At 75.1% G+C, this 11035-nt stretch carries 10 protein-coding genes and 1 pseudogene; 3 read left to right on the top strand and 8 right to left on the bottom strand.

Features of this window, described 5'->3' with window-relative positions; translation table 11 throughout:
- Nucleotides 1-431, bottom strand: a pseudogene (locus NH342_RS19205) (hypothetical protein); the annotation flags it as partial.
- Nucleotides 428-1732, bottom strand: a complete 1305-nt coding sequence (locus NH342_RS24380; RefSeq protein ID WP_253017319.1) for an esterase family protein — start codon at nt 1730-1732, stop codon at nt 428-430. The pseudogene NH342_RS19205 and the gene NH342_RS24380, both read right to left, overlap by 4 nt.
- A gap of 163 nt (nt 1733-1895) precedes the next feature.
- Here NH342_RS24380 and NH342_RS19215 point away from each other — a divergent pair, with 163 nt between their 5' ends.
- On the top strand, nt 1896-3704 hold the full coding sequence (locus NH342_RS19215) for a glycosyltransferase family 39 protein (RefSeq protein ID WP_253017321.1): 1809 nt from the start codon (nt 1896-1898) through the stop codon (nt 3702-3704).
- Here the strand turns inward: NH342_RS19215 and NH342_RS19220 are convergent.
- Nucleotides 3674-4942, bottom strand: a complete 1269-nt coding sequence (locus NH342_RS19220) for a class I SAM-dependent RNA methyltransferase (protein WP_253017323.1) — start codon at nt 4940-4942, stop codon at nt 3674-3676. The genes NH342_RS19215 and NH342_RS19220 overlap by 31 nt on opposite strands.
- Nucleotides 4939-6969, bottom strand: coding sequence for an APC family permease (locus NH342_RS19225; protein WP_253017325.1), 2031 nt, complete (start codon nt 6967-6969; stop codon nt 4939-4941). Before NH342_RS19225 ends, NH342_RS19220 begins: the two co-directional genes overlap by 4 nt.
- 127 nt (nt 6970-7096) lie before the next feature.
- Between NH342_RS19225 and NH342_RS19230 the strand changes: the two genes are divergently transcribed.
- Complete coding sequence (locus NH342_RS19230; protein WP_253017327.1) at nt 7097-7765, top strand: NAD-binding protein; 669 nt, start codon at nt 7097-7099, stop codon at nt 7763-7765.
- Nucleotides 7765-8433, top strand: coding sequence for a TrkA family potassium uptake protein (locus NH342_RS19235; RefSeq protein ID WP_253017329.1), 669 nt, complete (start codon nt 7765-7767; stop codon nt 8431-8433). Before NH342_RS19230 ends, NH342_RS19235 begins: the two co-directional genes overlap by 1 nt.
- Here NH342_RS19235 and NH342_RS19240 read toward each other — a convergent pair.
- The 4 genes from NH342_RS19240 to dut are packed head-to-tail and all read right to left on the bottom strand — an operon-like array spanning nt 8430 to nt 10869.
- Nucleotides 8430-9218 carry a DUF3159 domain-containing protein gene (locus NH342_RS19240; RefSeq protein WP_253017331.1) on the bottom strand — a complete coding sequence of 263 codons (789 nt, stop codon included), beginning with the start codon at nt 9216-9218 and terminating at the stop codon, nt 8430-8432. The genes NH342_RS19235 and NH342_RS19240 overlap by 4 nt on opposite strands.
- A 7-nt stretch (nt 9219-9225) precedes the next feature.
- Nucleotides 9226-9603, bottom strand: coding sequence for an OB-fold nucleic acid binding domain-containing protein (locus NH342_RS19245; RefSeq protein ID WP_253017333.1), 378 nt, complete (start codon nt 9601-9603; stop codon nt 9226-9228).
- Nucleotides 9600-10367: a DUF3710 domain-containing protein gene (locus tag NH342_RS19250; RefSeq protein WP_253017335.1), complete on the bottom strand. Its 768-nt coding sequence runs from the start codon at nt 10365-10367 to the stop codon at nt 9600-9602. The genes NH342_RS19245 and NH342_RS19250 overlap by 4 nt, the downstream gene beginning before the upstream one ends.
- A 1-nt stretch (nt 10368) precedes the next feature.
- Complete coding sequence (gene dut, locus NH342_RS19255; RefSeq protein WP_253017338.1) at nt 10369-10869, bottom strand: dUTP diphosphatase; 501 nt, start codon at nt 10867-10869, stop codon at nt 10369-10371.
- Between the last annotated feature and the right edge of the window lie 166 nt (nt 10870-11035).

Here is an 11035-nt window from a genome sequence, read left to right on the forward strand (position 1 = left end):
AGCACACCGGGCAGCGGGCCGACGACCAGCGCTCCCGTCAGCAGCTGGCCCCAGCGGTCGCCGGTGGCCGCCAGCAGCGCGGCCGCGCCGCTGCCCACCAGGCCCGCGGCGACCTGGCCGCCGACGAGGGCGGCGAGCGTCCGGCGGCTGCCGACCCGGTGCTCCACGGCACCGAGGAGACCGGCCACCAGCAGCAACGTGACGACCGTGCCGGCCGGGGTGGCCACGGTGAGGCCGGCGGTCAGCAGGGTCCACCAGCGGCCCTCGCGCAGGGGGCCCGCCCCGGTGCCCAGGGCCGACGCGGTACCCAGGGGCGCACCGACGAGCAGCACGACCACCAGGCCCGCGGTGACCGGGAGCCGGCGCAGCAGCCCCCACCCGCGACGGGCGGCCGCGTCGGCGGTGGCGGTCGCAGCGGTGGCGGCGGTCATGCCGGCAGCCCGGTGTGCTGGGCCAGCCAGGGCAGCGCGCCCTGCAGACCGGGACCCCAGACGTCCCAGGAGTGGCCTCCGGGCAGCTCGGTCGAGGTCACCGACACCCCTGCCTTCTTGAGTGCCGCCACCACCTCGTCCTGCTCCGGGCGGTAGTGGTCGTCGCCCTGGCCGACGACCAGGTACGCCGACAGCTGCGGGTAGCGGTGCGCGGCCAGCAGGTGCAGCGGGTCGACCGCGTCGAAGGGTGCCTCCTGGCCGCCGAAGGTCGCCGCCAGCGTGCTGGCCGCGCTGCCCAGGGTGGGCGACCGCTGGCCGGAGGCGTCGAAGAGGGTCGGGAACTCTTCGGGGTGGTTGGTGGCCAGCTGCAGGGCGCAGGTGCCGCCGTAGGAGAACCCGCCGACCGCCCAGTGGCTGTGGTCGGTGTCGACCTGCAGGTTCGCGCCGATCCAGTGCGGCACGTCCACCGACAGGTAGGTGTCGGCCTTGCCCAGCGCGGAGTCCATGCACAGCGGGTTGCTGCCCTCGCCGCCCAGGTCGTCGGGCATGACGACGACCGGTGCGAGGCCCTGGTGGGCGTCGGCCCAGGTGTCCAGCCGCTGGGCCAGCTGACCCCCGTCGATCCAGTCCCGCGGGCTGCCGGGCTGGCCGCCGAGCAGGATCCACACCGGCAGGTCCGGCCGGTCCGAGCTGAGGTAGGCCGGGGGCAGGTACACCCAGGCGGGCCGGGCCGGGAAGCCCGAGGCGGTGGCCGGGATGGTGACCTGGGCCAGCGCGCCGGTGGTGGGCATCCCGGCCGGCGGGGTCCAGTCGGCCAGGCTGGTGGCGGACACGGTGGTGTCGGTCAGCACCTCCTGGGCGGGGACCTCGTCGTAGGGCGGCAGCTGCAGGGCGGCGGCGACCGTGGGGAAGGGCTGGTAGACCGCGTTGACCGCGTTCGCCGCACCCAGCACGACGCCGGCCAGCGCCAGCACGGTGACCGCCCGGCGCCACCAGCGCTGCCCGGGCCACCCGGCCACCGCGAGGGTGATGCCCAGGAAGCCCAGGCCGATCCACAGCGGCACCAGCCACGGCAGGCCGTCCGGGAAGGGCTTGGTGATCACCAGGACCAGCTGGGCGATCCCCAGCAGGACGGCGGCCGCGGCGAGCGCGAGCGGCACCCGGCGGGTGAACCAGCGGCGCTGCCGGTGCGCCACGAGCAGCACGGCGAGGCCGACGAACAGCGCGGCCACCAGGATCGCGTAGAGCGGGCCGGTGACCAGGTGCAGTCCGATGAACCAACGCCACAGGTGGCTGAGCACGGTGTCCCTCCTCGATCGACACCGAGCACCGTCGTGGCGCGGGCTGGGAGGTCACCGGGGCCGACCTGTGAGCCCGCTGCACATCCGGTGGACAGAGGATCTGCGGCTGGTCCACAGCCGGCGAGGAGGTGGCTGCCAGCATCCGGGCACACCGTCCTCAGCTGTGACCACCCTGCTCGAGGCGCCCGCGCCCCCCGCCGGACCCTCCCCCGCGCGCCCGCGCCGCCGCCGTCCCCCGGCCCACCGGGTGGCGCTGGGTGCGCTGCTGGCCGGCACCGCCGTGCTGTACACGGTCGGGCTGTCCCGGTCCGGGTTCGGCAACGCCTTCTACGCCGGCGCCGCGCAGGCCGGGTCGCAGAGCTGGTCGGCCTGGTTCTTCGGGGCCTCCGACGCCCCCGGCTCGATCACCGTCGACAAGCCGCCGGCCGCGCTGTGGGTGATGGGCCTGTCGGTGCGGCTGTTCGGGTTGTCCAGCTGGTCGCTGCTGGTGCCGGAGGCGCTGATGGGGGTGCTCGCCGTCGCCGTGCTGGCCGCGACCGTGCGCCGGGTGCTCGGCCCGTGGGCAGGGGTGCTGGCCGGCCTGCTGCTGGCCGTCACCCCGGTGGCCACGCTGATGTTCCGCTACGACAACCCCGACGCGCTGCTCACCCTGCTGTGCGTGCTGGCCGCCTGGGCGGTCGGCCGGGCCGTCGAGGACGGCCGCACCCGGTGGCTGCTGCTGGCCGGGGCGTTCATCGGCACCGCGTTCCTGACCAAGTCGCTGCAGGCCTTCCTGGTGCTGCCCGGCCTGGCCGCGGCGTACCTGGTGGCCGGCCCGCCCCGGCTGGGTCGGCGGGTGCTGCAGCTGCTCGCCGCGGGCGCGGCGCTCGTCGTCGCGGCCGGCTGGTGGGTGCTGGCCGTGTGGCTGGTGCCCCGCGCCGACCGGCCCTGGGTCGGGGGCACCAAGGACGACAACCCGTTGAGCCTGGCCTTCGGCTACAACGGCCTGGGCCGGCTGAACGGCGACGAGGTGGCCGGGGGCGGCGGCCTGCACCGGTCCACGATCTCGGTCTGGCGGCTGTTCGGCTCCGGCGGCGACGAGGCCGGCTGGCTGCTGCCGGTGGCGGTGCTGGCCCTTCTCACCGGCCTGGTGCTCACCGTCCGGGCGGCCCGCACCGACCGGGTGCGCGGTGCGCTGGTGCTGTGGGGCGGCTGGCTGGCGGTCACCGCCGTCGTGCTGAGCACCATGAAGGGCATCGAGCACAGCTACTACGCCGTGCAGCTCGCCCCGGCCGTCGCTGCCCTGGTCGCGGTCGGCGGCACGCTGCTGTGGCGGGCCGGTCGCGCCGGCCGGGCGGTGCTGGCCGTCGGCGTGGTGCTCGGCGCCACATGGTCGGTCCTGGTCGCCGGGTACCACTGGCACCAGCCGCAGGCCTCCGTCGTGCTGGCCGTGGTGGTCGCCGTGGTCGTCGTGGCCGGGCTGGTCGGCCTGGTGCTGCGCCGGCCGCGGGTCTTCCTGGCCGCGGCCGTGCTCGCGCTGGTCCTCGCGCCGCTGGGCTGGTCGGTGAGCACCGCCGCCGCGGTGAACCAGAGCAGCAACGTCTACGCGACCCCGCCCCCGCTGACCGCGGCCGGCTGGCGGGCCGGACCGCACGACGGGTCCGGCGTCGACCCGCGGGCGCTGCAGCTGCTGGAGACCGGCGGCGCGGGCTACACCTGGGTCGCGGCGACCACCGGCCACCACGGGGCGTCCATCCAGCTCGCCGTCGGCTCGCCGGTGATGGACATCGGCGGGTTCTCCGGGCAGGACCCCGACATCAGCCTCGACCAGTTCGAGGCCGACGTCGCCGCCCACGAGGTCCACTACTACGTCGGCGGCACCGGCGGCGGCCCGGACGCCGCCCGCATCCTGTCCTGGGTCGAGGCGCACGGCCGGCAGGTCCCGGCCGGGACGACGAAGCTCTACGACCTCTCGGGGCTGGCCACCGGCTGACCCGGCTCCAGCAGCGCGACGCACTCCACGTGCGCCGTCATCGGGAAGGCGTCGTAGGCGCGCAACCCGGTGAGCCGCCAGCCGGCCTCGGCGAACACCGCGACGTCGCGGGCCAGCGACGCCGGGTCGCAGGCCACGTAGGCCACCGCCCGGGCACCGCAGCCGGCCAGCACAGCGCTCACCCCGCGGCCGGCCCCGGACCGGGGCGGGTCCAGGACGACGACGTCGGGCGGGCCGTCGAGCTCGGCCAGCAGCCCGGTGAGGCCCTCGGCGTCCACGTCGCCCTGCCACACCTCGGCCTGCGGCAGGTCGGCCAGGTTGTCCGCGGCGGCGGCGCAGGCCCCGGCGTCGGCCTCCACGCACACCACCTGACCGCCCGCACCGACCCCGCCGGCCAGCGACCCGCCGAACAGCCCGGCGCCGGCGTAGAGGTCCAGCACCCGCTCGCCGGGCCGCACGCCGAGGAACCCGGCGACCGCGCCGACCAGGGCGTCGGCGGCGGCGGGGTGCACCTGCCAGAACCCGGTGCCCTCGACCTGCCAGTCGCGGTGCCAGGCCTTCCGCTCGGCGCGGGACCCGGTGGCCTCGGCGCCGGTGGGCCGCGCGACCCGGGTGGAGCGGGCGTGCCCGCGGCGGTCCAGCACGGTGGTGGTCACCCCGCCGACGGAGTCCACCGCGACGTCGACCGCGCCGGCGCCGTCCCAGTTGCGGCCGAGAACGGCCTGCACCGCGGGCTCGACGGTGATCGGGCAGTCCTCGAGGACGACGACGTCGCGGGAGCGGTGCGGGCGCAGCCCCGGCCGCCCGGACCGGTCGACGGCGAACCGGGCCCGCGAGCGCCACCGCAGCGGGCCGCCGGGCAGCTCCTCGACGTCCAGGGCGACGTCCATCCCGGCGAGCCGGGCGAACTGCTCGGTGACCACGTCGGCCTTGAGCCGGCGCTGCGCGGCGGGGTCGACGTGCTGCCAGTCGCAGCCCCCGCAGCGCCCCGGGCCCGCGGCCGGGCACGGCCGCTCCACCCGGTCGGGGCTGGCGTCGAGCACCTCGACGGCGTCGGCGCGGCAGTAGCCGGGGTGCCGGTCCTCGGTGACGGCGACGACCACCCGCTCGCCCGGCAGCGCGTGCCGGACGAACACCACCCGGCCCTCGTGCCGGGCGACGCAGTGCCCGCCGTGCGCCACCGGACCGACGGTGACCTCGAACCGCTGCCCGACCCAGGTACCGCCGTCGTCGCTCATCTGTCGCCAGGGTCCTCGGCGAACCCGCGGCGCAGGTCGCCGGGGGCCGGGCCCTCGGGCTGGCGCAGCAGGACCTCCTCGCGGTCGCGGGAGCCCTCCAGCTGCCAGGGCACGGTGGTGATCATGACGCCGGGCTGGAACTGCAGCCGGGTGCGCAGCCGCAGCGCGCTCTGGTTGTGCAGCACGTTCTCCCACCAGTGCCCGACCACGTACTGCGGCACGAACACCACCACCAGCTCGCGCGGGCTGTCCCGGCGGATCGCCTTGACGAAGTCCACGACCGGCCGGGTGATCTCGCGGTAGGGCGACTCGAGCACGGTCAGCGGCACCGGGATGTCGTAGCGCTCCCAGTCGGCCTGCAGCGCGCGGGTGTCGGCCTCGTCGACGTTGACGTTGAGCGCGGTGAGCTGGTCGGGCCGGGTCGCCCGGGCGAAGGACAGCGCCCGCAGGGTCGGCTTGTGCACCTTGTTCACCAGGACGACGGCGTGCACCTTCGACGGCAGCGTCCGGGAGTCCCCGCTGGGCACCAGCTGGTCGGCCACGTGGGTGTAGTGCCGGTTGATCTGCCGCATGAGCAGGTAGATGAACGGCATCGCGACCAGCACGATCCACGCGCCCCGGGTGAACTTGGTCAGCACGATGATCACCAGCACGACGGTGGTGATCGACCCGCCCAGGGCGTTGATCACCTGCGAGCGGCGCATCCGGGCCCGCTCGACGCCCTCGACGAGCTTCATCTCCCGGTTCCAGTGCCGCACCATGCCCCACTGGCCGATCGTGAAGCTGGTGAACACCCCGACGATGTAGAGCTGGATGAGCCGGGTGGAGTCGGCCTCGAAGGCCACGATCATGACCACCGCGAAGCCGGCCAGCAGCAGGATCCCGTTGCTGTAGACCAGCTTGTCCCCGCGGGTGTGCAGCTGCTTGGGCATGAAGCGGTCCTGCGCGAGCACCGAGCCCAGCAGCGGGAACCCGTTGAACGCGGTGTTGGCCGCCAGGATGAGCACCAGCGCCGTCGTCGCCTGGATGTAGAAGAACCCGACCGAGTCCGGCCCGCCGAAGACCGCGCTGGCCACCTGCGCGATGACCGTGCGCTGCGGCTCGGTCTCGCAGTCGGTGAACCCCTCCAGGTCGCAGGGGAACTCCGCGTACTTCACGTTCGCGAACAGAGCCAGCGCGGTGACGCCGGCGAACATCGCCGCGGCGATCCCGCCCATCAGCGCCAGCGTGGTCGCGGCGTTCCTCGACTTCGGCGGCCGGAAGGCCGGCACACCGTTGGCGATGGCCTCGACCCCGGTCAGCGCGGTACAGCCCGAGGCGAAGGCCCGCAGCACGAAGAACAGCAGCGCCATGCCGGCCAGCTGGTCGTACCCCGGCTCGGGCGTGATCGTGTACGAGGCGCTCTCGGCGACCAGCGAGGCGTCGGTGAGGAAGTACCGGACCAACCCGGTGACCACCATGACCAGGATGCCGGCCACGAACAGGTAGGTCGGGACGGCGAAGCCCTTGCCCGACTCCCGCACGCCGCGCAGGTTCGCCGCGGCCAGGAACGCCACCAGCGCGACCGCGATGAGCACCCGGTGCTCGGCCAGCCCGGGGAAGGCCGAGATGATGTTGTCGGTGCCGGAGGCGACCGACACGGCCACCGTCATGACGTAGTCGGTCAGCAGGGCGCTGGCCACCACCAGCGAGGCGAACCGGCCGTGGTTCTTGGCGGCCACCTCGTAGTCGCCGCCGCCCGAGGGGTAGGCGTGCACGACCTGCCGGTAGGACAGCACGACCACGACCAGCAGCAGGACGACGGCCACCGCCAGCCACGGCGCGAGGAAGAGGAACGCCGTCCCCGCCAGGGTGAGCACGATGAGGATCTCCTGGGTGGCGTAGGCCACCGAGGAGAGCGGGTCGCTGGCGAAGATCGGCAGCGCCAACCGCTTGGGCAGCAGGGACTCCCCGGCCTTGTCGCTGCGGACCGGGCGGCCGAGCACGAGGCGCTTGGGGAGTTGCCCGAGGTCGGACAGCGAAGGCACGCGGCGATGGTACGGACGGGTGAGCCCTTCCCCGCGCCCGCGCGGGTGGGGTCGCGCACACGTGTAGCTTCGCGCCCTGTACGCCACGGCGGCCGGCGCCGGGCGGCGGAACCCTGCGGGAGCGCACGTGCACGTGGTCGTCATGGGCTGCGGCCGGGTCGGGTCGGCGATCGCGCGGAAGCTGGAGACGATCGGGCACAGCGTCGCGGTCATCGACCAGAACGCCGAGGCCTTCCGCCGGCTGGGCCCGGAGTTCAACGGCCGGCAGGTGACCGGCCTGGGCTTCGACCGGCAGACCCTGCTGGACGCCGGCATCGACTCCGCGGGCGCCTTCGCCGCGGTGAGCAGCGGCGACAACTCCAACATCATCAGCGCCCGGGTGGCCCGGGAGACCTTCGGCGTCGAGCACGTGGTGGCCCGCATCTACGACTCCAAGCGGGCCGAGGTCTACGAGCGCATGGGCATCCCCAGCGTCGCGACCGTGCCGTGGACGGTGAACCGGCTGATGCGCGAGCTGCTCAGCGTCAAGGTCACCGAGATCTGGCGCGAGCCCACCGGCACGGTGCTGCTCATGCGGGTCACGGTCACCGAGGGCTGGGTCGGCCGGCCGCTGCGCGACCTCGAGCACGCCTCCGGCGCCCGTGCCGCGTGGCTGGTCCGCTTCGGCGAGGCGCAGCTGCCGCGCTCCAGCACCGTGCTGCAGGCCGGGGACCACCTGGTCGTCGCCGCCACCGACGAGATCGCGACCGCCGTGCACGACGTGGTGGAGAACGCACCCGAGGGAGGGCACCACTGATGCGGGTCGCCATCGTGGGCGCCGGCGCCGTCGGGCGGTCGATCGCCGGGGAGCTGCTGGGCAACGGACACGCCGTCATGCTGATCGAGAAGAACGGCGCCAAGGTCCGCGCGAAGGCGGTGCCCGGTGCGGAGTGGGTGCAGGCCGACGCCTGCGAGGTGAGCGCGCTGGAGGAGGCGCAGCTGTCGACCTGCGACGTCGTCATCGCCGCGACCGGCGACGACAAGGCCAACCTCGTCGTCTCGCTGCTGGCCAAGACCGAGTTCGCGGTGAACCGCGTCGTCGCGCGGGTCAAGGACCCCCGCAACGAGTGGCTCTACACCGAGGCGTGGGGCGTCGACGTCGCCGTTTCCACCCCGCGGGTGCTCGCCGCGCTGGTCGAGGAGGCGGTGACCGTCGGCGACGTCGTCCGGCTGATGAGCTTCCGCAAGGGCGCGGCCAACCTCACCGAGATCACCCTGGCCGAGGACACGCCCTGGGTGGGCCGGGCCCTGCGCGAGGTGCCGCTGCCCCGGGAGACGGTGCTGACCGCGATCCTGCGCGGGGAGCGGGTCATCACGCCGTCGCCCGACGAGCCGCTGGAGGCCGGCGACGAGCTGCTGTTCGTCATGCACGGCGACGTCGAGGAGGAGCTGCAGGAGGTCCTGTCCGGGCGGCCCGCCGGCTAGTCGACGGCGGTGCGGTGGCGGTGCAGCCGGGCCACCACCCACAGCGTCACGACCAGGGCGGCGCCGGTCACCGGCAGGCCGAGCACCACCGACGACGTGCCCAGCAGCGTGACCTGGTCCTGCCAGTACAGGACGCCCTGGACGGCGAAGCGCACCAGGAACGTCCCCGCCCACAGCACGGTCAGCCAGGTGTAGGCGCGCAGCACCCGCCGGTCCTCGCGCCAGTGCCGCTCGGGCGCGGCGTCCGGCTCGCGCGCGGTCCCGCCCTCGTCCGTCCCGGCGGCGGCCTCCGCCGCCTCCGCCGCCTCGACGACGGCGGCGCCCCGGGCCCGTAGCCGGCCGGCGAGCTTGCCCTTCATGCTGTGGTCGGCCATCGAGCCCAGGTGGCTGGGGGCCAGGAACTCCGCGGCGACGCCGACCAGCGGCCAGCGCACCAGCACCGACCCGAGCAGGACGACGCCGAGCGCGGCGTTGCGGACCAGGCCCAGCACGAAGAAGTCGCGGGCCTCCCCGGAGGCGCGCGCGATGGCCACGGCGATCGCGACGCCGATCAGCCCGCTGATGGCCTGCTGCACGCTCTCCTTGCGCGCCAGCCGCAGCCCGAACACCAGGACGGCGGCGACGAGGGCGGCCCAGATGCCGGTGGTCAACCCGCCGATGCCGTTGGCGACGACGAAGGCCACGGTGGGCAGCGAGACGTCGACCATCCCGCGCCAGCCGCCGAGCTGCTCCAGCACCAGGTGCCGGTCGAAGGCGACCGCCTTGCGGCCCTGGGCGGAGCTCACGGGCGGCTCACCCGGCGCTCAGCTCGTACCAGGGGTTGTAGATGACCTTGCGGCCCTCGAAGGAGGCGAACCGGCCGCGGGCGGTGAGCGAGCGGCCCGGCTCGATGCCGGGGATGCGCCGGCGGCCCAGCCAGACCAGGGTCACCGAGCCCGAGCCGTCGAACAGCTCGGCCTCCAGGGTGGGCACGGTCTCCCGCGGGGTGTAGACGACCGACTTCAGCCGGCCGGTCACCGCGACGACCTTGCCCTTCTGGCACGTGCTCACCGGCTCGCAGCCGGAGCTGGCCACGTCGGACTGCAGCTCCTGCGCGTCGATGGTCTGGTCGTCGGCGGTCAGCTTGGCCAGCTTCTGGGCCAGCCAGCCCTTCGGACGGGTCTCGGTCACGCCTCCAGGGTAGGACCGGTGCCCGCCGGTGGCCCCGACTGCTGCGACACACCCTGCTGCGCCCCACCCTGCTGCACCCCACCCTGCTGCGCCGCCTGCTGGGCGGCGACCTGCTGGGCGGCCTGGGCAGGCAGCGTCATCGGCAGCTGCTCCCGCACCGGCATCGGCTCGCTGCCGCGGACGACCACGACCTGGCGGAACGCGTCCTCCAGCGCCGCCCCGGCCTCGGGGGTCTCGGCGGCGGGGCCGGAGATCATGCCGCGCAGGAACCAGCGCGGGCCGTCCACCCCGATGAACCGGGCAGCCCGCCGGACGGGTGCCGGCGCCGTGGTCTGCCCCGGCTGCGGCGGCGCGGCGGCGGTGACGGTGCCGGTCAGCTCGGGGCCGAAGGGGCCCTCCCGCTCGGTCAGCGACCCACCCTGGCCGCGGGCGCTGGTGACGAGGTCGGCGCGCACGCCGTCCCAGATGCCCCCGGCGCGGGGAGCGGCGAACGCCGACACCTGCAGCAGGGAGTCCCCCGACCGCAGGCTGGCCCCGATGACCTTCTGCGCCTGGTTGACGTCGACCCGCAGCTCCATGCCGGGGACGGCGGGCAGCCGCAGCGACCCCAGGTCGACGCGCTGGACGCCGTCGTCGGGGGCGTCGGCCTCGTCGTAGGGGCCGGTGGTCTCCTCCTGCGGCCGCTCGCGCACCTGCGGCTCCGGGGGGACGCCCCGCTCCCGCACGCTCCGCTCGATCCGGTTGCGCCGTCGTCCGAACGGCATGTCAGGCCTGCCCCTCTGTGCTGGTCGGTGTGGGTGCGGTGAACCCGCCGGTCGAGCCGTGCCCGCCGGCGCCGCGGGCGCTGGCCGGCAGCTCCGCGACCGGCCGGAACTCGGCCTGCACCACCGGCTGCACCACCAGCTGGGCGATGCGGTCGCCGCGGCGCAGCCGGATGGTGCGCTCGGGGTCGTGGTTGACCAGGTTCACCTTGATCTCGCCGCGGTAGCCCGCGTCGATCGTGCCGGGTGCGTTGACCATGCCGAGCCCGACGCGGTGGGCCAGGCCGGAACGGGGGTGCACGAAACCGGCGTACCCCTCCGGGATCGCCACTGCCACCCCGGTGCCCACCAGCGCGCGCTGGTGCGGGGCCAGCTCCAGGTCCTCGGTCAGCGCCAGGTCGGCACCGGCGTCACCGGGCCGGGCGTAGGCCGGCGGGACGGCGCCCTCGGCGAGGACGACCGGGACCGGCAGCGGGGCCGGCGGGGACGCGGACGGGGACGGCACGGGCCGAGGCTAGTGCCGTCCGGGTGCGCGCAGGTCGGCGAGGACGGCCTCGGCGAGCTGGGACGTCGCCCGCCGGTTGCTGCGCGCGGCCAGCCCGGCGCCGAGCAGCATGGGCGCGGCCGAGGAGACGTTGCGCGCGAGCCGGCGGGTGACCCGGCGGCGCAGC

Source organism: Klenkia sp. PcliD-1-E (assembly GCF_024124375.1).
In the GTDB taxonomy this organism is placed as follows: domain Bacteria; phylum Actinomycetota; class Actinomycetes; order Mycobacteriales; family Geodermatophilaceae; genus Klenkia.